The following is a 23,017-nucleotide window of genomic DNA, read 5'->3' as shown; positions in this document are numbered from 1 at the left end:
TTAGTTTTTCATTTGTTTGGCATAATGTGTGACAAGGAGTTCTGTGAAGATGTCAAACATAATTGGGGAAATGGAATCATATTCCCAGTCTCCTGAAAGAGTTGGGAGTGTGATGACTTTATCAAAATGCTTGCGATATTTGGCATTTGGATTGGCTGTTACTAAAAGTGTTTTGCATTTCAAATTGGTGATTTTGCGAATGTAAGTGGAATCGCCGCCTGCTGAAAAGATAAGCAATAAATCGTCTTTTTTGAAATAGTTAACGGCATCATCAAGGTAATCTGTTGAATAAGATGACACATAAACTCCCATTTTCCGCATCAAGGTTTCAAATAATTTGGCACTTAAAAAACTTTTGGCACCACCAGTGGCAAATAAATGCTCGCTTTGTGATAAAAAGCTTGCTAAATCAGTCATAACCTCATCGGTCAACGTTGCCTTAGTGAGTTCGAGTAATTTGGTGAGGCGCGTGAAATATTCATTGTCCTCATCGGTGTTTGTGGCGTTGTTTGATGAAAGCCAGTTGATAAAGTCAAAGCGAAAATCTTGATAACGTTTATAGCCAAGTTGTTTTTTGACAAAACGAGTTAGCGTTGGCTGAGAAACACCTGCTTTTTTGGCTAAATCAGTCGTCGTAGCATGGGTGACTAAAGACGGTTGTTTTTTGATTAAATCATAAATAGCTAATTCTGCTGGTGAGAATTGTTCTTTCAAACTTTCCATGATAATTAGTGGATTCATATACCATTCGTTCCCTTCTCTTAAATTTATTATAGGTGATGACGTAAATAATGTAAATAAAAAATTTAAAAAATATTAAATAAAATATTTACAAAACACAAATAATGTTGTATATTATATTTATAGAAGCGCTTCCAAAAAAATATGTATTTGAAACAAGCTTTTAACGCCCTTTGTATCTTAAGTAATCAGGAGGATTAAATGTCAATTAATCAATGGATTTTTGATGAAACGAATAATTGTTATATGTCTTTGAAGAATGTTTATTGTGCTCAGCCGAAGGATAGTGAACTAGAGGCTTTACATATCTTTGTGCCAGCAGTTTATATGACTGCAGATGGTACAATTGATAGAGACGCTGTGGTTACAAACAAAAATGGCACAACCTACACAAGCCAGACGGTTCCTATCATTTTTTACAATGATATTGGTGGCTATGCTGAATGTCAACCTGCAATGGTAACGCCGCGTAATCAGCGCTATTTGGAAGATGGTTATGTCCTTGTCAGCGTGGGAGCTAGAGGTCGTCAGTCGCAAAATGGCATTGGAAAAGCTCCTGCAGGCTTGGTGGATTTAAAAGCGGCTGTTAGGTGGCTTAGAAAACATCACAATGACATTCCTGGTGATATTGAAAAAATCATTAGTGTGGGAACGAGTGCTGGCGGTGCGATGAGCAGCTTACTAGGTAGCACAGGAAATCGAGCAGAATATCTTTCTTTTTTAGAAGAAATTGGTGCTGAGCTTGACCAACGTGATGATATCTTTGCCGCACAATGCTTTTGTCCGATTACAAATTTAGAACACGCTGATATGGCGTATGAATGGATGTTCCAAGTAAAGAAAATTTATACGTTTAATTCACGTGTTAGACCTCAAATTATCAATAAACGTCAACAGTTATTAAGTCAGTCTTTAGCGGCTGAATTTCCTGAGTATGTGAACAGCTTGCACTTGGGTGAATCCTTGACGGCAGATGGTCGTGGTGGGGATTTTTATCAAGGTATTCTCAATCAACTTAGCTTATCACTCAATAAATTTCTCGCCAAACATGCTCAAACAAACGATGAAAAGGAAGAATTGGCTCGTGAATTAGACCCGCAAGGATTGTGGTGCCATTTTGAGAATGGTCAAGCGACTGTCTTTGACTTGGATGCTTATGTTGTAAACTATATGGGACGTAAGAAAGATTGCCCTGCGTTTGATAGCTTAGATTATCAAACACCTGAAACAGAAGTGTTTGGAAGTCGTGATAAAAATCATCGTCACTTCTCTGAAAACGTAGCTAAGCATGTTGAGAAATTGCCAGCATTGAGTGCTTATCAGAAAGCATTTCAAGCTGATTTGGCAGAAGAAGATTTGATATTAGCCAGAAAACTCTTAAATCCAATGACTTTCTTGCAGTCTGATTTGGAGGAAAAACAGCTTGCTTCTCATTATCGTATTTGTTTAGGGGCAAAAGATGCGGATACCTCATTTGCGATTTCTTACTTATTAGCGTTAGCTTTGAAAAAGCGTGGTATTGATGTTCATTATGAATTGATTTGGGGAATGGGGCATGCTGATGCCGATTATAACGAAGAATTTAGTCAATGGGTGGATGCCATTGTTCATTAAGAAAGGAAATTATTATGGCAAAAAATCAAGCAGATTTGGTTAGAAGCATTATTGAAAACGTCGGTGGTAAAGATAATGTGATATCATTGACGCATTGTGTTACACGGTTACGGTTTGTGTTAAAAGATGACCATTTAGCTAATGAAAAAGCGTTAACTGATTTGGATGAAGTCATGACGGTTGTTCAAGCTGGCGGGCAATACCAAGTGGTTGTCGGTGAAAAATTGGTGGTTCCTCTTTATGATTTGGCAATGAGCCAGCTCCAATTGGCTAGCGGCGACAAAGAAGAGCCAGTAGCTAAAGAATCGACAGGCATTGTCTCAAAAGTTATGGATTCCATTTCTGGTGTTTTATCTCCAATTTTAATGGTTTTGGCAGCAGCAGGGCTTGTCAAAGGGCTAATGTCCTTCTTCTCATCATTGGGGTGGATTGATACCGATAGTGGATTGTACATGATTTTGTACGCACTTGGTGATGGCTTTTTCTATTACTTCCCAATCTTACTAGGAATTACAGCTGCTCGTAAATTCAAAGTCAATGAATTTGTCGGTGCTGCTATTGGTGCCGCTTTGACTTACCCAACAATGGTTAACCTTAGCTCAACAGCAGATGTTTTAGGAACGGTGTTCCAAGGAACGTCGTTTGAAATGAGTTACTACACGACTGTATTTGGCATTCCTGTCATCATGCCTGGTAGTGGCTACACGTCAAGTGTTATTCCGATTATTTTAGCCGTTTTATTTGCTGCGAAGTTGGATAGAAGTTTGCGCAAAGCATTGCCTGATGTGCTGAAAAATATTGTTGCACCGTTTGTAACATTGATTGTAACCGTCATTTTGACTTATCTAGTTATCGGACCAGTTGCTACGCTTATTTCAAATAGCCTTGCTTGGTTGGTTTCTGCTTTGTATAGTATTCCTTATGTTGGTGGAGCCATTGCTGGCGCTATTCTCGGTGGAGGTTTTGGTGTTCTGGTTATGTTCGGACTTCATTGGGCGGTTCTTGCTATCGCGATTTCTAATATTGCGGTCAATGGATTTGACTACATTGCCGTTGTTACAGCAGTTGGTCCATTTGTCGGTATGGCTCAAGGGCTTGCTATCTGTGCTAAAGCACGCAGTACAAAAGTTCGAAACCTCGCTTTACCAGCAACCATTTCACAAATTTGTGCCGTTGGTGAACCATTGATGTACTCAATCCTCTTGCCATTGAAGAAAGAATATGCCATTAACATTGTTTGTGGTGCGATTGGTGGTGTCTTACTTGGTATTTCAGGCGCGAAAGCTTACCTCATGGGTGGACAAGGTCTCTTTGGCTTAGCCAATTATATTGACCCTGCCACTGGCAATATGAGTGATTTCTATAAAGTCCTCATCTGCCTTGCTATCGCCATGGTATTAACCTTTATCGTCGAATTTATCATGTATAGCGACAAACGTGCCGAAGAAGCTTTGCAATAAATAAGAAAACACCCTTGTAGTTTGTTAACTATAAGGGATGTTTTGTGGGAGAATGTATAATCATGCTATCGAAGAAAAGGAGCTATAAAAATGAAAAAGAAATACTATTTATTATTAGGCACTATAATTTTTATAATTTTAGTAGTTATTGGTTATAAAGCCGTATCTATATCAGATGATTCTGTAGGAAAAGCTGTTACGGAATCCAATATTACTGCTGAAGACTTAACAAAAGCTGCCTTGTATTTTAAAAATACTAGCGAGCAGACTGATACTAATGAATATGATTTAGAATATAAGTTTGCAAAAGCAGCAGCAGAACTAGGAAATGCCGATGCCATGCTCTATATGGGTGAAATGTATCAAGGAAATAAGATTAGTCAAGCTGCCAAAGGTGATAATGTTCAGAGTGCTATTGAATGGTGGGAAAAAGCTGCTGAAAATGGGCAACCGCGGGGCTATACTAATATTGGTTTACTTTATATGCACGAATCTATCCCTGGTGGTGGTGAGGACTTTGGTGACATTGAGTATAATGCAAAAACAGCTATCAAATATTATAGGAAAGCTGCTAAAATGGATGATTTTAAAGCTTATCGCTATTTGGGGCTTGCTTATCAAGCCGGTGTAGGCGTAACACAAAATGACGAAAAAGCTTATGAGAATTTTAAAAAAGCGGCAGACCTTGGAGATAGCACGGGACAGCTTTATCAAGCAGATTATTTACTAGAAGGTAAAGGAACAACACAAGATGTAACAACTGCTATCAGTTTATATCAAGATTTGATAGACAATGAGGCTCACGATAAAGCTACAGCTGCGTATCAATTAGGTGCTATTTATCAAGAGGGAATTTATACAGCCGCAGACATCGAAAAAGCTAAGTCTTACTATCAACTTGCTTTAGATACTGCGACAGAGGAAAATAATACCGAATTAGTCACAAAAGCAAGCCAAGCATTAGAAGCACTTGGATAGGAACTTTTTTAAAATCTCACTTGACAACGCTTACAAAATCAACTACAATAAAACTATAATTAAACAAGGATTGTTACTCTTCGGGAGGCATTACCGTTCATCAAGTAAAGGGGTGTGGTATGTCTTCGAAGAGTTTTTTTGTGCAGGACAAATAGCATAAATAGAAAAAGGTAGATATGATGAGAGTTGTGAAGAAAATCAATAATAATGTGGCAGAATGTCTTGACAATAATGGTAAATCGTTGGTCGCCTTTGGACGTGGTATTGGTTTTCCAAAGACGCCTTATGAGCTAGGGGATCTTTCAAAAATTGATATGACATTTTATAAATTAGATCCTCATTTTCAATTACTTTTGGATGAAATTCCAGAAGATTTGATGTTGCTTAGTGTGGAAATCGTGCAAAATGCGCAGAAGGAGTTGTCTGGAAAACTCAATCCGACTTTGATATTTAGCTTGGCAGACCACATCCAATTTGCTATTCGTCGATTGAAAGAATTTAAGGAAATGAAAATTCTTTTTTCACAGGATGTTGCTCAGCTCTATCCTAAGGAAACGAAATTAGCAGAAGATGCCTTGGTTTTGATAAATACTTCATTAGGTGTTAATCTCCCACACAGTGAAGTGACCAGTATTGCCATGCATTTTATCAATAGCCAAGCCGAATTTGACATTGACAACGAAAGTCAGGCTATCGAAGAATTGATTGAGATTATGACACAGATGATTGAAAACCAATTAGCAATTCGTATTGAGCGTGAAGAATTTAATTACCAAAGGTTTCAAGCACATGTTCGTTATTATCTGAAACGACTACGTGAAAATGAATCATTTATTAATGGGAATGAGACTATTTTACAAAGTCTCAAAGAAAGTCAACCTCATATCTATCAAGTTGCAGTCGTTATCATGGATTATATTCATCAAAGTATGGGATATAGTCAATCTGATGACGAGTTACTTTACCTGATGATACACATCAACAGGTTGTATGAAAAAAATAGCGGAGAAAAATAGTGAAGCTCCGCAAAGGAGAAAGTTATGGTCGATAATAACAAAGTTATCGCAGAAAAAGTGCTTGCTGCGGTTGGTGGTAAGGAAAATGTGATGAGTGCAACACATTGTATGACACGTTTGCGTTTGAATTTAAAGGATACTTCCGTTCCTAAAAAAGACGAGGTAACCAGTATCCCAGGTGTTCTTGCTGTTGTTGAGTCTGGTGGACAGTACCAAGTTGTCATTGGGCAAAATGTTGCAAAAGTTTACCCTGAGTTTGCTAAATTAGCAGGGGTCACATTGGAAAAACAAGTTGACGAGAATCTGGATAAACCAAAAGAAAAATTAACATTAAAAGGTGTGGGAATGGCAATCCTTAATTATATGTCAGGCTCAATGACACCTTTAATCCCAGCTATGATTGCTGCGGCAATGTTTAAAACGATTCAAGTCGTTATTGGACCAGATTTACTTGGATTGGTTTCTGAAAAGAGCGATATGTATGTTTTATGTGATATTATGTATAGTGCTTTTTTCTACTTCTTGCCAATTTTTCTTGGTTTTACTGCTGCTAAAAAACTTGGTGTGAGTCAGGTCATGGGGATAATGTTAGGGGCGATGTTGCTAGTGCCTGACTTTGTTGCTTTGGACGGTCAAAAATTTACCATTTATGGTTTTCTAACAACAACTGCTCATGATTATTCGCAAACGGTTTTACCTGTTATTATTTCTATTTGGGTAATGAGTTATGTTGAACATTTTTTCAAAAAAATAATTCCTGATGTTTTATCAACGATTTTCGTGCCATTTCTAACGATTTTTGTTATGGTTCCTATTACCTTTGTTGTTTTGGCTCCAATTGGTAATCTTGGTGGTGAATTAATTGGGAATGGCTTGATTGCTTTTGGTAATGTTGGTGGCTTTCTTGCGATTGCTGTCGTTGCAGCCTTGTGGGAATTCCTTGTTATGTCAGGAATGCACCAAGTTTTGATTGTTTTTGGGATTACTGCTATGATGCAAAATGGTTATGATAGTTTTGTTTTGACAGCAGGTGGTTATGCAACTTGGGCAGCATTTGGCATGGCTTTTGGAGCATTTCTGCGTTTTCGTGAAAAAGATGCTAAGGCTTTGGCGTTTGGTTATTTTGTTTCAGCGATTATAGGTGGAGTAACCGAACCAGTTCTTTACGGTATTGGACTTCGCTATAAACGTCCTTTTCTTGCCCTTGCAGCAGGTGGCTTCTGTGGTGGACTTTACGCAGGGTTAACCCATGTTGGAACTTATGTTATGGGAGCTACGAATTTTCTAGCTGTTCTTGGCTATGTTGGTGGTGGAACAGTGAACATGATAAATGGCTGTATTGCGGCAACGATTGCTTTTGCTGTAACTGCTGTTTTAACGTATCTTTTCGGTTTTAACAAAACAGAAAGTGTTTTGCAAAGAAATTAGGTGATTTTATGAAAAAAATTCTTTTGCGTGCTGATGATTTAGGTTATTCTGAGGCTGTTAATTATGGTATTGAAAAGTCGGTCAAGGAAGGGTTGATTTCAAGCCTTGGTGTTATGGTCAATATGCCTGCTACGCAGCATGGCGTTGATTTAATCAAAGATTGTCCTTTGGCTCTTGGGGTGCATACCAACATTTGTGCTGGGAAGCCTTTGACAAATCCTGAGCTTATTCCGAGCTTGGTGGATGAGAATGGTAATTTCAAATCTTCTAAACAATTTCGGGCGGCGAAAGAGGATTTTGTCGTTTTTGAGGAAGTTGTCTTGGAAATTGAAGCGCAGTACCAGAAATTTTTAGTCTTATTTGGGCGTCAGCCAGATTATTTTGAAGGGCATGCGGTAGCGTCAAGCAATTTCTTTAAGGGATTAGAAACTGTCGCAGAAAAGCACGGCTTGAAATACTCAGGATTTTCAACAGGTGGCGCACCATTGACAATTGGGAACTCTCTTGTGCAATTCAATATGGAATCAATAGCGCCGCATTATGAGCCTTTTGACATGCTAAAACGCATGGTAGCAAAAGCCGATGACCATGTGGTACAGTTGGCTGTTTTTCACCCTGGTTATCTTGATGATGACATTCTAACGCACTCTAGCCTAACCATTCCTCGAACACAAGAAGTTGCTATGTTAATCAATCCTGATGTCAAACAATGGCTCAGAAAGCAAGATGTTGAACTCATTGATTACCGAGATTTGTAAAACAGTATTTGTTGGCTATAATCTGCTTTTCAATGTCATGTGCTTGTAAACCAGCTGTCTATTGGACAGTTGGTTTATTTATTCCTGTTTAGAATAAAAGGTTATCAAAACAGAATTGTAAGCGCTTTACTTTTTAGGTAATATAGTTATTGCGAGGAGGGATAAAAAGTAAGTGAAGTGAATTTGGATTTCTTATTTCCGATTCAAGTCTATTTATTGGTCTTATCCTCAAAAGATTAATCTTAAATAAGAGAGATGAATAATAGTTTTCAGGAAATAGTTAGCAACGTTTGTGGCTTAGAAAGGCAAATAAAATGGTTATTGATGCAAATATTTATTGGTTTGACGAAAAAATTTTTCATGATGATGCCTATGCAGAGCAATTTCTAGCTGAAGTCCCTCGTCTTTACCAGACGGAAGGTAAAATGGAGATTTTGCCTAATGGACGTAAGCAGGTGGTCATTGAAAAACCCTTTGGTTATGCCAATGTGAATTATGTTGAAGGTGACTATATTTTGGAAAATATCTTAGCAGATATGGACCAAGCAGGTATTGATGTGGGTATTCTCAAGTTGCCTTGCTATCATGAATGGCTAAGTTTAGAGCTTTGTAAAAAATTTAATGATGGTATGGCAGACTTTGCGAAACGTTCAGGAGGTCGTCTGCGTGGGCTAGGAGTTGTTCCACCGCGGGCTAGTCAAGCAGTTAAAGATGAGATTGACCGTTGTCTAAATACTTTGGGCTTTACTGGTTTACAAATGGTGGCACATTACGGTGATCATTATTTGGATGATGAACAATTTGCTGAGTTCTTTGAGTACATTAATGAACTTGGTTTGACTGTTTACATTCATCATAACCCTGTACCTGTGGAGTTTAATCAACTTTATGAATACAACAATGTCAGACGTTCTTATGGGCGTAATGTTGACCAAGGCACAGCAATTATGCGTGAATTGTTCAGTGGTTTTTTTGATAAGTTTCCTAACATTAAGTTTGTTCATTCAATGTTGGGCGGTGGTTTCTTTGCTTTTAAAAATTTGATTTTACCTAAAAAGGCGACAAAAGCAGAAGACGTTCAACGATTTCAAACAGATAATGGCGATATTGCTCGACATCTGGAAAAAAATCTCTTTTTTGAAATGTCACATGCTCAGCCTTGGGGAAAAGATCAGCTAGAAGCAGCTGTCAAAATTCTTGGTGCCGATCATATTATTTATGGGTCGTCTTACCCTGTCCGTAAAGAGTGGTTAACAGCAGGTCCAGATTTTGTTAGAGCGCTAGATATTAGTGATTCCGACAAAGATATGATTTTGACTGAGAATGCCAAACGATTGTATAGATTGTGAGAAAATCAGAACTTCTCAAAAGATTCACAAGACAAAGTCACAAAGATAGGTAATGTGACTGTTTGAGTTCAGCTAAGCTTGTGAGGTTAGTTGAAAAATGTGAAGAATTTTGTTCATGATTAATCGCCTTATGAGCGATAATCCTCTATTGATGAAAGAGATTAGCTTTCATCAAGTAACCAATTAACATGCCCTATAAGCAAAGGGAAATTGGGAGTTCTTCTTACTTTTTAAGGGGCTTGGTATTTTTAACAAGGAGTAAATATTATGGTTGCGACAACATCGAATGTAGAAGTATCTACAAATAATAGTGGTGGCGGTAAGCTTTTAAGATGGAGACAGCGTGTTGGTTATTGGCTATATGAAACAGGTCGTTTTACTGCTAATTTGTTGATTCAGACTTACTTGATGATTTATATGACAGACACCGCTCGCTTATCGGTAGCTGCTGTTGGAACACTTTTCCTAGTGTGTAAGATTATTGATGCTGTAACAGACTATTTGGCAGGGCTTTTGATAGATAGGACAAATTCACGTTTTGGTAAGAGCCGTCCTTGGGCGTTTCTTGGAGTTATTCTTGTTACAGTAGGTCTTCTCACAGTCTTTAATATTCCGAGTGACTGGGCTTCAAATTCACAACTGGTGTATGCTTATGTTACTTATTGTGTTTTCTCACTTGGTTTAACGTTTTTAAATATTCCTGAATTTACGATTTTGCCAACACTCTCTGATGATCCTGAAGAACGTACGGTTCTTGCAACATGTCGTCAATTGGCTGGTAATGTTATCAATTTCTTTGGGACAACAGTATTTGCATCTCTACTTGTTTTCTTTATTGGTAAAGGATTACAAGGTTATGCGCAAGTGGCGCAACTTGTTACGGTATTTGTTGTTGTGTGTATCGTTGTTAGTCTTTTGCTTTTGAAAGAAATTTATGTTGATAATGTTTCAGCAGATAATGACGAAGAGGAACAACCAAAGCACAATTTGCTAAAAGCTTCTGTTCTTATTCTTAAAAACAGACGTTTCTGGCTCTTTGGTTTAATGGCTGCATTTATTTCATTTGCGTTTATGATGACGTTGATGTGTGGAGCGTATTACTTCAAAAACGTTATGGACAATCCAGTCATGCAAGGAACAGCCATGATGTGCCTTAGCGGTGCTCAATTTATTGGGATGTTCTTAACGCCAATGCTTGGTAAAAAATATTCTAAACGTGTCCTTATCATGGTTGGCATTATCATGGGAGAGTTAGGTTACTTTGGGCTCTATCTTGCTCAACCTGCGCTTGTTCTAGTTTCTTACTTCATCATTGGTTTTGGTTTCTCAATTGCATTCACAATGTACTTTGCATTAATGCCTGAATTATTTGATTATCTTGAATACGAAATTGGTCACCCAGTTTCAGGGATTACATCTTCTTTAACTCAATATCTTGTTAAAGTTGGTGAAACTCTTAATAACGTTGCTATTGCATGGGTATTGGTCATTGGTCAATATGATGCTTCACTTGAAGTTCAAAAAGCGGTGACAAAACTCGCAATTCGTCTTAATATTTCGCTGATTCCAGGGATTATCGGACTTTTAGGTCTGCTATGTGTTTTCTTCCTAGACCTAGAAAAACTTTATCCAACAGTTCGTGCAGCTTTGAATAAACGTCAAGGAAAAGTTGAAACAGAAAACGTTCAAAAATAAGTTTGAGGGTTAGATATGAAAAAAATGAAGTTGGTAGTCTTTTTAGGAGTTATGCTGGTTAGTATTTTCGCTTTAGCAGCTTGTTCAACAAATAGTAGTTCTAGCAAATCTAAAACGACAACTATTAATGGCACAAAATATACTTTACTAAAAACATTAGTTGCTAATCGTGATAAGGGATTAACGGATTCCGATTATAACGATTATTTTAGTGGAGATGATTCTAGTGCAGCCATTATGGCGATTGTTAGTGCAGGAAATGTCTATGTCAATGGTTATCAAATCCCATACCTAACTGACGATGGAACAGCTAGTACGGAAGAATTAGTCGTTGATGGTCAAAAAATGATGTGGCTTGATGGCGGCGCTGGCTATGAGACTTGGTATTGGGATGCACAGAAAATGTGGCAAGGTTCTGGTCGTGATTTAACAACGACAGCTTATGATTTTACGATTAATTTGGGTTACCGTGAAGGTGAAGCGATAAAACTCTACGCTAAGGAAGGTGAAAGCACAGCCAGTTTAATCGAATTTACGGTTATTAATACCGCTCTTGTAACAGGATTGGATACAGACAGTTCTAGTGATACAGTGACCATTACAACAACTTCAGAAACAGATGATGGTGATGTTACAGCGACGGTTGACGTTGCTAGTGACCGATTTGATTCAGATATTGCGATTGGTGATATTGTCATCTTAACAGATGATGCAGACAAAGGTTTGTCAGCGAAAAAGGCGACAGCTGTGACAGGGAAACTTGTTGAAACAGATGACATTAAAAATCCGCAATGGTTGGCAACCGATTCAGATAAAGCAGTAGATTTTTCTGATGGTTTAATTGACCGCAGTCATGTGCCTGAATATGCTAGAAATACCCAATTCATTCGAGGACAACGTCGTCTTAATCTTTACGACTATGATGCTGATGTTACCATGTGGCAAACCAGTACAGGTTATAGCATTGGCTTTACTCGTGGCGATGCAGCAAAAGGAGCACTTGAATATGGGATTAACTATGCTGAATCTCAAACGTCAGAAATTGTCGTGAGTACAGACGGTAGCGATGTCTCTAGTGATACTTATTGGGTTACACAAGATATTTGGGACACTTATCAAACAGAGTTAACAAGAGCCAAGGCACTTTTGGAAGATAGTTCAGCAACCAATCTAGACTATGATGCTGAAATTTTAAATTTGGCAAATGCTTTAGGTGGTACAGAAGATGTTGGACAAGATTTTGTTCAAAATCCACTAGGAGTTATCGGCAGTATGCAAAAAGGAACAAAATCATCATAAACATTGTAAAGCGATAACTAAAAATGTAGATGAGGTGGGGCAATATTGCCCTACATTCTCATCAAAAATCGATTAAGTCAAGAAGTTTTTATGACGTAGAAAGTAGAGGAAAGTTAATGAATACAATTACTGTAAAAGGTGTTAAAGAAAATTTTGAGATTTCTCGTATTGCCTTTGGTACTGGGTCAGCTTTAAAGGAATTATCAAAAGAAGAGTTTTTCCAACTCTTTGATACTTTCTTTGCAAAAGGTGGAACGGTTTTGGATACAGCACCAGGTTACAATCGAGGAAAAAGTGAAAAATACATTGGTGAATGGATGGCTGAACGTGGCAATCGTGATAAGGTTATTATTTCGACAAAAGCTTGTCATACTTTTGAGGGAGAACCAAGCCGTCTAACTTTGAAAGATATGCTAGAAGATTTGGAATTGAGCTTGTCACAGCTTCAAACAGATTACATTGACCTCTTTTGGATTCATAATGATGACGTTACAAAGCCTGTTTCAGAAATCATTGATGCGGTAAATGAAGTTATTAAAACTGGAAAAGTTCGTGCTGTTGGTTGTTCAAACTGGAGTATTGAACGTATTGAAGCGGCTAATAACTATGCTAAGGAAGCTGGTTTATATGGTTTCTTTGCCAATCAAATTCAATGGAGCTTGGCGCGTGTTGAGACAGATGATTACAAGAAAGCTTTCAACGCTTTAGTTATGGATGATGAAAGTTATGATTGGTATGTCAAAAATGACGTGGCTGTTTTTGCCTTTAGTTCCGTAGCACAAGGGTTCTTCTCTATCGCTGCCAAAGGTGGCTTGGAAGCTTTACCAGAGCTAACACGCCAATTTTTTGAAACACCTAATAATATCAAACGTCTTGAAAATGTTAAGGCGTATATGGCAAAACATCACGTTCCTGCTTCAGTTCCAGTTATTGGATACATTACGAACAATAAATTACCAGGTGTTGCATTGACAAGTGCAACAAATGTTGACATTCTTAATGAAACAATGGCAGCTGCTGATGTTCATTTAACGGAAGAAGAAGTTGACCAATTATTTAACGTTGACTAATGAATGCGAAGTTCACTGAAAGTTGGCTATATGGTTGTTGGTTTAGCTTCTTAAATCAAACGGATAGTTAGTTTTCTTTTAGATTATCTTAATAAAATCTAATTATCAATATGTTAATGGTCAATGTGACTGAAAAAACAATATAGCAAAGAAAGTGTAGTGAAAATGAATAGATATTATACTTATCCTGACATTGATATGATGTCTATGGATTATTGGAAAGATCGTAATAGCATGGTCTGGCCGCTAGGTGTTTGGATTAGTGAGCATAATGGAAAATATGCAAGAGAAAATGCTAATCTTAGTCTTTATAATCATCGTACGGACGGCATTTTTAATTCAAAAACGCATAGTAACACCTATCAAGACGTCGTAGATAATTGGCAAAAACAAGGACTCTATCTTCGTACAGGTGAAATGGCAGGTGTTTGTTGGGCAGCAATGGTACCTGAGGGCGTTTATCTGAAACAAAATAAGAATGCCGAGATTTTAGTGGTTCTTCATGAAGGCGACTATTCTAATCCTAATTATTTGATGAATGCTATTGCTTATTATCAAAAATACAACGATATGGCACTTAGAGACAATCGAATTGTTCTTTATGTTATGCCAGATGGCGTGGATAAAAATGCGATGTTTATCCCTGTTCTTCAAGAACTGTGTGCGATTTTACACGTAGAGCCTGCTAGTATTTTCTTAGATGTTAGCCCAGTTTATCGTCTAGGCAAACAGTTGGTAGATATTCCAGATTTTCATTACGTGGACCGTTATGGCAAAGAAGTTAATCCTGATTTGGCTGTTTGTGAGGTAGATGATATTAAAATGCTCGATATTACCGACCATTGGGCAAATACGAATAGTTCATTAGTTCGTTTCATCAATGGTGGGGCATTTAATCATCCTTTGTTCAATTTAGATGATTATATTCATTCTCCAGCTGGACGTCGTGTTGCAGAAGCAGTTGTTTTAGAAAGAGATTTTAAGACGCCAGATGATTCTGCTTTATTAGCAAAATGGGAAGAAATGGGGCTAATCTATCAGGCTCATCAAACAGAGGGAGAACAATGGTTAAGCTTTGTTCCAAAATCAGCTTTTGATGAGCAGGCAGAAAAAGTCCCTGTTGTCGCTATTTTCCAAGAGGTCAATGCTATTAATCCTTTCTTGTCCATTTCAGCCTTTGCTAGCTTCTATGACTGGTTTGACATTGCTGCTAATGGTGACGTTGCATTGCTATTTTTCGCTCTTGAATCAGCAGATGATAATGATTTATATGCGGATATCATTAGAGAAGCTTGTGCGTATTATCCACTAGATGCACAGCGTGTTTATTTGACAGGACATTCACATAACGCTCAGTTTGCTTGTGAATTTGCTCGGAGACATCCTGAAATGTTGGCAGCTATTGCACCAACTGGTATGTCACATACCATGCCAGCTCCAGATTATTCCTATGAAGTGTTGAAAGTAACAGATGAAATGATTGAACAATCAGCCAAACTTGATTTGCCAATTGTTAATATCAATGGCTACTGTGAAAATGAGGTTGGTTGGTTAGAACAAGATTCTGAACGTTATCGTCTTTTTGTCCAAGCCTTGCAACGTCGTTTTAAAGCTTTCCGTTGTCCAATCCCAAGTGTTGAGGAAATAGAAGCAGCGCGTGTGAGCCAAGACAAGATCACGCAATTAATGGGAATTCCTGCGGATAGAACCTCAGTTCAAACTCGCCTAGGACAAGAATGCTACATTTTGGACATTAAAAATAACGAAGGAAAAGAACATATGCGTTTGATTTCAATTGAACGAATGATTCATGCTCCAGCTCCACAAATGGCAGGATTGGCTTGGGATTTCTTGAGACGATTTGAACGTGATTTAGAAACGAATGAAATCATCGAACGTTATTAATAAGCTGATTAGCATTGTTTCCTTATTCATTTAAAAAGGAAGCATTCAATTGAGAGACAGATACAGTATGGAGAGAAAAATTATGCCAAAAATTTATTTTAGTGAAAATCCAAATGTGCAACTCGTTCAAAATTTTTATGACTATGTCCGAAAAACGGAAAAATCATATGACAAGGACAAAATTATTGAGTGGGTTGATAGCCATTTAGAACAATTAGGTGATAAAAAGGCGTGGTTGTTAACCGGTCAAGATTACAAGAGAAGCTACGACGAGTGGGAAAAATGGTTACTTGACAATGATTATAAAGTCGTTATTGATTGTCGAGGTTGGGGACAAGTCCTTTTTGGAGACACAAAATTTCATTATAAAAATCTAAAAGAAAGACTCGAATCTAAAGGAGTAGAAGTTTATAGCCTTCACCGCGATTGATGCCTTACAAAAATGATTTTTCGGTGGACACCATTTATGATTTTGTATTAGAAAGTGAGAAGAAATGGTCGATTTAAAAGCAAAACCATTTTATCTGGATGAGCGTGCTGTTCAGTGGGTTGAAACAACATTGAACAATATGTCTTTAGATGAAAAATTAGGGCAAGTTTTTATTCAGCTGGCACAACCCGATAAAGATTATCTGGATGAGAAAATCCTTGGTAAGCATGTTGGTGGGATTCTTTTTCGCCAAAATGAAGCAAAAGTGGTACAAGAAACCTTGCGCTACATTCAAAAATCGTCAAAAATTCCTGTGCTATTTTGCGGTAATTTAGAAGAAGGTGGTATCGGTCTAGCTAAGGAAGGGACATATTTTTCTAAGCAAATGGAAACCATTGCTACTGGCAATACGGACTTTGCTTATCAAAATGGTCGTGTATTAGCTAGAGAAGCTAGTGCTTTAGGATGTCATATGTCATTTGGTCCAGTTGTGGATATGACTATTGACTGGCGTTCAGCCATTACATCAACAAATACTTATGGAGCCGATGCCGACCAAGTTTTGAAATATGCTTCTGCCAATATGCAAGGGCAAATGGATAATGGTCTGGTAACAGCGGTTAAGCATTTTCCAGGGGAAGGTGCAGATGACCATGACCAACATTACAACTGTGAAATCAATGAGATGTCTATTGCCGAATGGGACAATGTTTTTGGTAAGGTGTTTCAAGGTTTGATTGACCAAGGCACAATGAGTATCATGCCAGGACATATCGCTCTTCCAAGCTATCAAAAATATTATGCTGATGATATGAGTGGGCAAGTGATGCCAGCGACATATTCTAAAGCATTATTGACCAATCTTCTTAGGGAGAAACTTGGGTTTAATGGACTTATTGTCAGTGATAACACTTGTATTGCTGGCGCAAGCAATTATCTTCCACGCTATCAAGCGGTACCACAGATGTTAATGGCAGGAATTGACTTAATTCTGTATAGCTTTGATATGGATGAGGATTTAGATTATCTAAAAGCAGCACTCCAAGATGGTCGTTTGACTATGGAACGCTTGAACGAAGCTGTGACTAGAAATCTTGCTGTCAAGGCAAGTTTAGGCTTGCATGATAAGCAAAAGGAAGGAACATTAGTGCCAGACGAAGCCGCTTTGGATGTTTTGGGCTGTGTGGAACACCGTGATTTGGCAAGACGTTGTGCAAGTGATGCTGTGACATTAGTGAAAAATGGGCAAAATCTCCTCCCCCTAAACACAAAAGAGCATCAAAAAATTTTGTTAACCGTTATTTCAGATCCATGGGAACGTGAACATGTCGAAACTCTTGTTAAGAAGCAGCTAGAAGAAGCAGGGTTTACAGTCACGGTTTCAAATCCTAATGATTCTATTCCTAAGGATAATAGTGTACGTAATTGGCAGAAAAAATATGACTTGTTCCTTTATATTTCTCATCAGGAGTCAGCTCGAAAAGATAAATTATCTCTTCGGATTAACTGGCATCAAGCAGGCAACCTTCCACGTTTTTCTGCGGATATTCCAACCGTACATATTAGTTTTGGTAATCCTTTTGAATTGTATGACCTACCAAATATAAAGACTTATATCAATGCTTATTGTTTAACAGACATTGTTGTTGAAGAAACATTGAAAAAAGTTTTAGGTCAGAGCGATTTTAAAGGGATTAGTCCTGTCGATCCTTTCTGTGGAAAAGATTATTTACGATACTAATTCAGGAAGATAACTTATGATTAATTTAACTCAAAACCCCTTTTATTTGACCGAAGAACAGAGTGCCGAGGTTATTCAACTGGCAAATCGTTTAACGGATGAAGAGAAGGTTGGTCAATTATTTTGTTTGTTAGGTTCTATTTATTCAGATGATGAGTTGAATCGTTTGGTTTCTGACTATCATGTGAGTGGTTTTCTCTTTCGACCTATGCCAGCAGACGACCTTCAGAAAAAATGGGCTCGGCTAGACCAGCTCACTCAAATTCCTCTTTTAAAAGCTGCAAATCTTGAAGAAGGCGGATACGGTGCAAACGAAGAGGGTACTTATTTTGCCAATCCTTTACAGGTTGCCGCAACTAATGATTTAGAAATCACTAGAAAATTTGCAAAAGTATGTGCTGTTGAAGGAAAAGCAGCAGGCTGTAATTGGAATTTTGCACCAGTTAGCGATATTGATTTCAATACCCAAAATCCGATTACTAATGTTCGGACTTATGGTTCTGATGTGCAAACGGTCGTTGACAATGTGAAATGCTATGTCCAAACATTGCAGCAAAATGGAATGGCTGCAGCTTGCAAACATTTTCCAGGAGACGGTGTTGATTATCGTGACCAACATTTGCACCCTACCTACAACAGTTTGTCGGCAGAAGATTGGTATGCTAGTTACGGTCGTGTTTACAGCGAAGCTATTGACGTCGGGCTGTTATCAGTAATGGTAGGACATATTGTTCAACCAGCCTTAGAAAAAGAAATTAATGCCAAACTAGAAATCGCAGATATGTTACCAGCAAGTCAAAGTAAGCAGCTGTTATCAGGTATTCTGCGAGGAAAACTTGGTTTTAATGGGCTTATCATTACAGATGCTACTATTATGGGTGGCTACTGTATGTCACTTCCACGAAAGGCAGCCTTAACGGCTTCTATTAATGCAGGCTGTGATATGTTCTGTTTTTCAACGGATTTTTACGAAGATTACGGCTATTTATTGGAAGCATTGCATGACGGAACACTTTCTCGAGAACGCTTGGATGAAGCAGTCATCAGAATCTTGGCTTTAAAGATGACATTAGAATCAATGTCCTATCCACAGGAAACTATTGAGTCGATTGCTTGGCGCAATGAGTGTGCGGATAAATCAATTACTTTGGTCAAAGATATTCAACATCTTATTCCGTTTGATCGTGAAAGATTTCCTCAAATTGAAATAACCGTTGTCGGAGAAGATGAGATTGCTGAGGGTTATAAAATTAGCCTACTAGCTGAAAATTATTTTAAGAGCCAAGGGTTTGAGGTTAGCCATTATCATCCACTTGAAGATGACCTACATGGAACTTCACAATTATCAAAGGATAAGTTGCGTTTGATTTTGGTTAACTGTCCCACAGCTTCCAATCAGACGACGGTTCGGATTAATTGGAGCCCAAAACACGCTCTTGATATGCCTCGATTTGTGGACGAAGAAACTTATGCTATGATTTCGTTTAATAATCCTTATCATCTCCAAGATGCTCCTCGTGTTCGCACATATATTAATGCTTATTCACCAACTAAAGCAAGTGTTTTAGCTAGTTTTGATAAAATGCTGGGCTATTCACCATTTGTCGGTGTAAGTCCTATTGATGCTTTCTGTGGTTTGGTGGATACACATTTGTGAGGAAATGATATGAAATCATACAAAGGAATTATATTTGACTTAGATGGGGTTATCTGTACGACGGATAGTTACCACTATAAAGCATGGAAGAAAATTGCTGATAGGCTAAATATTCCATTTTCAGAAGCAGATAATAGTCGCCTTAGAGGTGTTTCGAGAAGAGAAAGTTTAGAAATCATTCTTGAACGCTATTCTGGACAACCTTTAACAGACTCTGAAAAAGAGCAATTATGTGATGTTAAAAATGACATTTATCGTGAGAGTTTGCAGCAACTTTCCTCAGCTGATATCAATGAAACAGTCGTTGAAACATTGAATCAGTTGAAAGCGTTAGGTTATCAATTGGCTATTGGGTCTTCTTCTCGGAATACAGAGATGATTTTAAAGAAACTTGGTTTATTTGAACAATTTGATGCCATTAGTGACGGAACAAAAATCACACATTCTAAACCACATCCAGAAGTGTTTTTACTAGCTGCGGATTTATTGGGTGTAAAACCTCAAGAGTGTTTAGTTGTCGAAGATGCTATATCAGGTGTAGAAGCTGGGCATGCAGGTGGTTTTAAGGTGGCTTGTGTAGGCGATGCTAGTCAAAAAGAAGCAGGTGATTTTAACCTGAAACGGTTACTAGATTTATTAAAAGTTATTGAATGAGGTGATAAAAATGGGAAAACAATTGGTTATTTCGGGTGGAACTGCAGGAATTGGCAAGGTAATTTCTGTCTCTTTTGCCATAAGAGGATACGATATTGTTTTTTTGACACACAATATCCCGATGACCGAAGAACTTATTAATGAGTTATCTGAACAATTTGGCGGGAATTATGATTACCGAGTTTGTGAGGTGACAAATGAAGTTGATGTCCACCAAACGTTAACAGAATTAACTCAAACCTTGGGTGATATTGATGTTTTTGTTAATAATGCTGGCTATGGCCCAAGTATATCAGGTTATCCTTTGCAACCAATCACAGAAATTAGTGAACAAACATGGGATAATTATTTAGATAATTGCCTCAAAGGAATTTTCTTTAGCATGAAATATGAATTGCAAATTGCCAAAGAGCAAAAGCATGGTGTTATTATCAACACAGTGTTAGAGCCTGTGACCTATCATCCTGAGCATTTGCTTTATGATATTGCTAAAAATGGGATTCGAACGTTAACCCAAACAGCTCAAAATGGTTTTAGTGATGCTACAATCCGAGTTTCGCTGGTAGAAGGTGATATGACAAAAGGTGATAAAGAATGGAATCGTATTGTGGCAGAGATTCAATCTAATTGCAATTAAGCTCTTATTGAAATGAAGCAGTCAAATAATAAGTTTTCGATAAGAGCTAGTCTGTCAAGCGCTTCTCCCGCTTGACTTTTTTATTAACAAAAGGAGGAAAGGGTGTTGTTTAAACGATTAAATTTAACTACAGAACCAGTTTTAAAAAGTCTATTACTATTTTCCCTGCCCATTTTAATTTCAAATGTTTTTCAACAGTTGTATAATACAACAGATACTATGATTGTTGGGAATTTTATGGGAAGCCAAGCTTTGGCTGCTGTTGGTGCAACATCTTCCTTATTTGAATTGATTGTAGGTTTTGCTATTGGTGTTGGAAACGGGATGGGAATAGTGATTGCAAGGCACTATGGAGCCAAAGAAAAGGAACTTGTTAAAAAATCAGTAGCAGGTGCCATTGTTGTTGGTGTGGTATTAACCCTTTTTATCATGCTGATTTCTTTATTACTATTACATCCTCTTTTGACCTTGTTACAGACTCCAGAGAATATCATTGGACAAGCTTATGATTACATTTTTATCATCATGATATTTGTTGGTGTTACAATAGCTTATAATCTTGGTGCTGGTGTGCTTCGAGCAATTGGTGACAGCATGACAGCTCTTTATATTCTCATTCTTGCAGCAGTATTTAACGTTATCTTAGATTTGCTTTTTATCGTTAAATTTCAAATGGGAGTACAAGGGGCGGCTTTTGCAACGATAGTAGCACAGGGAATGGCTGCGCTACTTTGTATCTTTTACATTCTAAGAAAGGTTAGATTGCTTATCCCAAGCAAACGACATTTTAAACTTGATAAACATCTGTATCGTGATTTGCTAGGACAAGGCATTTCGATGGGGTTAATGACCTCAATTGTTGCCATTGGTTCGGTTATCTTGCAAACAGCTATTAATCAATTAGGAGTCAATATCATTGCCGCTCAGACAGCAGCTAGAAGAATTCAAGGTTTCTTTATCATGCCACTTAATTCAATCGCATTGGCAATGGTTACTTTTGTAGCTCAGAATTTTGGTGCTAAGAAGTTTGATAGAATTATTCGGGCGATTAAAATCTCACTTGCTTTATCAGCAACTTGGAGCCTATTGACAGTTATCCTATTCCTATTTTCAGCGACTACCATGGTTCGTTGGATTTCAGGTTCAACTGATACAGAACTGCTAGCCAATGGTACGCAATTTTTGCATATTGCTTCTCTGTTTTACATCGTCTTAGGCATTCTTTACATATTGAGAAATACATTGCAGGGTTTGGGAGAAAAAGTCATTCCCCTAATATCTAGCGTTATTGAGTTAGTTGGAAAGATTATTTTTGTAGCATTCATTATTCCGCGGCTGGGATATCTAGGTGTCATTCTCTGCGAGCCACTTATCTGGGTTGTCATGACTGTGCAATTAGTATATCTTTACAGAGGTGTCCGAAAAGAAAAATTAAGCTAAGTCAGCCTTTAAGTTCCAAAGGGGTTCATCTTTGGAAATACTCGTAAAATAGCCATGACAAACCTTTATTAATAGGCGGTCGTTTATACTAAAAAAGCTTGAAGCTTTAAGCTCCAAGCTCTTTTTAATGCAAAGTGTTATTTAATAAGCTCATTTTGGATGGTTTTAGCATTAATGTAATCTAATAAATGTTTGGCACACGGGGATAACTGGACATTTTTCCGATAATAAATATAAAGGCAAGGAACAGGAGTTGAAGAAATGATATCTACAAATTTGACACCGTCCAATTGATGTTGGAGGGCAAAAGATTTAATCATAATAGATACGCCAACCTCTTCCTTAACAAAACGTACCACATCTCTTCCGATACAGCCACTAAGTGCAATTTTAGGCTCAAATCCTGCTTTTTGGCAAGCTTCAATGGCAATAGCATATTCCTTAGCTCTTTGTGATAGCATAATAAAATTTTCGCCTTTAAGCTGCTCTAGTGAGATGCTTGTCTGGTTGGCTAAGGGGTGACTATTTGGTAAAACAGCAACTAGACTATCTTGACGATAAAAGACAGACGTTAAATCTTTTTGTTCTTCTTTCTCATATAAAAAAGCTAGTTCACATTTTCCAGAACGTAGTTGCTCCACCATTTCGTGAGGTGGGACATGGCGAACGTGAATAGTAATGTTTGGATTTTCTTTCTCAAATGACGCTAATAGGTTAAAAATGGGATATTCAAAACAAATATTAATAGCACCATTAATGTTATTAAGTTTATTGTGAAAATCTGTTAAGCAAGCATAGCGAATTTCGCTGATTTTAAGCGCATGTGGCAATAGGAGTTGACCGTATTCGTTCAGAGTTGCACTACGATTTTCTCTGTTGAATAGAGGGACACCTAATTCCTGCTCCAAAGATTTAATATGTTTAGAAAGAGCAGATTGTGAAATAAAGAGTTTCTCAGCAGCTTCTGAAAAATTCTTACTTTCAGCTAAAACAGCGAATTCGTAAAGATGTTCCAGGTCCATGTAAAATTCCTCCAAATACTCTACTTAAGCCATTATATCAAAACGTGAATACGATTTCAAACGACCTTTCAGTCTTGCTCTTGGTACTTAAAAAGTGTCAATAAATTTCTATTGGTCAAGCTT

The 23,017-nt window shown here is 37.7% G+C and carries 19 protein-coding genes; 17 read left to right on the top strand and 2 right to left on the bottom strand.

From position 1 onward, the window contains the following. On the bottom strand, positions 1-741 hold the full coding sequence (locus BTR42_RS09350) for a MurR/RpiR family transcriptional regulator (protein WP_012962283.1): 741 nt from the start codon (positions 739-741) through the stop codon (positions 1-3). Between the two features lie 201 nt (positions 742-942). Between BTR42_RS09350 and BTR42_RS09345 the strand changes: the two genes are divergently transcribed. From BTR42_RS09345 to BTR42_RS09265, 17 genes are all read left to right on the top strand, one after another. After that, positions 943-2,355, top strand: coding sequence for a subtype B tannase (locus BTR42_RS09345; protein ID WP_077497455.1), 1,413 nt, complete (start codon positions 943-945; stop codon positions 2,353-2,355). 14 nt (positions 2,356-2,369) lie between these two features. Beyond that, on the top strand, positions 2,370-3,815 hold the full coding sequence (locus tag BTR42_RS09340) for a PTS transporter subunit EIIC (RefSeq protein WP_077497453.1): 1,446 nt from the start codon (positions 2,370-2,372) through the stop codon (positions 3,813-3,815). Positions 3,816-3,905: 90 nt separating this feature from the next. Beyond that, the gene (locus tag BTR42_RS09335) at positions 3,906-4,793 is read left to right on the top strand and encodes a tetratricopeptide repeat protein (protein ID WP_077497451.1); all 888 of its coding nucleotides are present in this window, start codon (positions 3,906-3,908) and stop codon (positions 4,791-4,793) included. A 179-nt stretch (positions 4,794-4,972) separates the two neighbouring features. Further along, positions 4,973-5,809 carry a PRD domain-containing protein gene (locus BTR42_RS09330; protein WP_077497449.1) on the top strand — a complete coding sequence of 279 codons (837 nt, stop codon included), beginning with the start codon at positions 4,973-4,975 and terminating at the stop codon, positions 5,807-5,809. 24 nt (positions 5,810-5,833) lie between these two features. After that, positions 5,834-7,237: a PTS transporter subunit EIIC gene (locus BTR42_RS09325; protein WP_061458302.1), complete on the top strand. Its 1,404-nt coding sequence runs from the start codon at positions 5,834-5,836 to the stop codon at positions 7,235-7,237. Between the two features lie 8 nt (positions 7,238-7,245). Continuing rightward, positions 7,246-7,995 (top strand): ChbG/HpnK family deacetylase, encoded by a 750-nt coding sequence (locus tag BTR42_RS09320; protein ID WP_077497447.1) that lies wholly within the window; start codon positions 7,246-7,248, stop codon positions 7,993-7,995. Between the two features lie 314 nt (positions 7,996-8,309). Then, positions 8,310-9,344 (top strand): amidohydrolase family protein, encoded by a 1,035-nt coding sequence (locus BTR42_RS09315; protein ID WP_077497445.1) that lies wholly within the window; start codon positions 8,310-8,312, stop codon positions 9,342-9,344. 267 nt (positions 9,345-9,611) lie between these two features. Then, a complete protein-coding gene (locus BTR42_RS09310; protein ID WP_012962275.1) occupies positions 9,612-11,039 on the top strand; it encodes an MFS transporter in 1,428 nt (475 codons plus the stop codon). A gap of 15 nt (positions 11,040-11,054) precedes the next feature. After that, positions 11,055-12,338, top strand: a complete 1,284-nt coding sequence (locus tag BTR42_RS09305) for a hypothetical protein (RefSeq protein WP_077497443.1) — start codon at positions 11,055-11,057, stop codon at positions 12,336-12,338. 116 nt (positions 12,339-12,454) lie between these two features. After that, a complete protein-coding gene (locus BTR42_RS09300; protein WP_074627812.1) occupies positions 12,455-13,408 on the top strand; it encodes an aldo/keto reductase in 954 nt (317 codons plus the stop codon). Between the two features lie 165 nt (positions 13,409-13,573). Then, positions 13,574-15,313 (top strand): alpha/beta hydrolase family protein, encoded by a 1,740-nt coding sequence (locus BTR42_RS09295; RefSeq protein ID WP_077497441.1) that lies wholly within the window; start codon positions 13,574-13,576, stop codon positions 15,311-15,313. An 82-nt stretch (positions 15,314-15,395) separates the two neighbouring features. Beyond that, entirely contained in the window at positions 15,396-15,743 is a 348-nt protein-coding gene (locus tag BTR42_RS09290; protein WP_012962271.1) for a hypothetical protein, read from the top strand. A gap of 64 nt (positions 15,744-15,807) precedes the next feature. Beyond that, positions 15,808-17,484: a glycoside hydrolase family 3 protein gene (locus BTR42_RS09285; RefSeq protein ID WP_012962270.1), complete on the top strand. Its 1,677-nt coding sequence runs from the start codon at positions 15,808-15,810 to the stop codon at positions 17,482-17,484. A gap of 16 nt (positions 17,485-17,500) precedes the next feature. Beyond that, on the top strand, positions 17,501-19,141 hold the full coding sequence (locus BTR42_RS09280; protein WP_012962269.1) for a glycoside hydrolase family 3 protein: 1,641 nt from the start codon (positions 17,501-17,503) through the stop codon (positions 19,139-19,141). A gap of 9 nt (positions 19,142-19,150) precedes the next feature. Beyond that, on the top strand, positions 19,151-19,795 hold the full coding sequence (gene pgmB, locus BTR42_RS09275; protein WP_012962268.1) for a beta-phosphoglucomutase: 645 nt from the start codon (positions 19,151-19,153) through the stop codon (positions 19,793-19,795). Positions 19,796-19,805: 10 nt separating this feature from the next. After that, positions 19,806-20,432, top strand: coding sequence for an SDR family NAD(P)-dependent oxidoreductase (locus BTR42_RS09270; protein ID WP_077497439.1), 627 nt, complete (start codon positions 19,806-19,808; stop codon positions 20,430-20,432). 102 nt (positions 20,433-20,534) lie between these two features. Continuing rightward, on the top strand, positions 20,535-21,872 hold the full coding sequence (locus BTR42_RS09265; RefSeq protein ID WP_012962266.1) for an MATE family efflux transporter: 1,338 nt from the start codon (positions 20,535-20,537) through the stop codon (positions 21,870-21,872). Between the two features lie 137 nt (positions 21,873-22,009). Here the strand turns inward: BTR42_RS09265 and BTR42_RS09260 are convergent, their stop codons facing one another. Next, a complete protein-coding gene (locus BTR42_RS09260; RefSeq protein ID WP_012962265.1) occupies positions 22,010-22,894 on the bottom strand; it encodes a LysR family transcriptional regulator in 885 nt (294 codons plus the stop codon). Positions 22,895-23,017 lie beyond the last annotated feature (123 nt).

This window comes from Streptococcus gallolyticus subsp. gallolyticus DSM 16831 (assembly GCF_002000985.1).
Classification (GTDB): domain Bacteria; phylum Bacillota; class Bacilli; order Lactobacillales; family Streptococcaceae; genus Streptococcus; species Streptococcus gallolyticus.
Note: the sequence above shows the minus strand (reverse complement) of the source record. Positions and strands in the feature narration are given on the sequence as shown.

Coding starts and splice junctions, on each gene's coding strand:
- BTR42_RS09350 (WP_012962283.1), bottom strand. CDS start 741: ATGAATCCACTAATTATCATGGAAAGTTTGAAAGAACAATTCTCACCA.
- BTR42_RS09345 (WP_077497455.1), top strand. CDS start 943: ATGTCAATTAATCAATGGATTTTTGATGAAACGAATAATTGTTATATG.
- BTR42_RS09340 (WP_077497453.1), top strand. CDS start 2,370: ATGGCAAAAAATCAAGCAGATTTGGTTAGAAGCATTATTGAAAACGTC.
- BTR42_RS09335 (WP_077497451.1), top strand. CDS start 3,906: ATGAAAAAGAAATACTATTTATTATTAGGCACTATAATTTTTATAATT.
- BTR42_RS09330 (WP_077497449.1), top strand. CDS start 4,973: ATGAGAGTTGTGAAGAAAATCAATAATAATGTGGCAGAATGTCTTGAC.
- BTR42_RS09325 (WP_061458302.1), top strand. CDS start 5,834: ATGGTCGATAATAACAAAGTTATCGCAGAAAAAGTGCTTGCTGCGGTT.
- BTR42_RS09320 (WP_077497447.1), top strand. CDS start 7,246: ATGAAAAAAATTCTTTTGCGTGCTGATGATTTAGGTTATTCTGAGGCT.
- BTR42_RS09315 (WP_077497445.1), top strand. CDS start 8,310: ATGGTTATTGATGCAAATATTTATTGGTTTGACGAAAAAATTTTTCAT.
- BTR42_RS09310 (WP_012962275.1), top strand. CDS start 9,612: ATGGTTGCGACAACATCGAATGTAGAAGTATCTACAAATAATAGTGGT.
- BTR42_RS09305 (WP_077497443.1), top strand. CDS start 11,055: ATGAAAAAAATGAAGTTGGTAGTCTTTTTAGGAGTTATGCTGGTTAGT.
- BTR42_RS09300 (WP_074627812.1), top strand. CDS start 12,455: ATGAATACAATTACTGTAAAAGGTGTTAAAGAAAATTTTGAGATTTCT.
- BTR42_RS09295 (WP_077497441.1), top strand. CDS start 13,574: ATGAATAGATATTATACTTATCCTGACATTGATATGATGTCTATGGAT.
- BTR42_RS09290 (WP_012962271.1), top strand. CDS start 15,396: ATGCCAAAAATTTATTTTAGTGAAAATCCAAATGTGCAACTCGTTCAA.
- BTR42_RS09285 (WP_012962270.1), top strand. CDS start 15,808: ATGGTCGATTTAAAAGCAAAACCATTTTATCTGGATGAGCGTGCTGTT.
- BTR42_RS09280 (WP_012962269.1), top strand. CDS start 17,501: ATGATTAATTTAACTCAAAACCCCTTTTATTTGACCGAAGAACAGAGT.
- pgmB (WP_012962268.1), top strand. CDS start 19,151: ATGAAATCATACAAAGGAATTATATTTGACTTAGATGGGGTTATCTGT.
- BTR42_RS09270 (WP_077497439.1), top strand. CDS start 19,806: ATGGGAAAACAATTGGTTATTTCGGGTGGAACTGCAGGAATTGGCAAG.
- BTR42_RS09260 (WP_012962265.1), bottom strand. CDS start 22,894: ATGGACCTGGAACATCTTTACGAATTCGCTGTTTTAGCTGAAAGTAAG.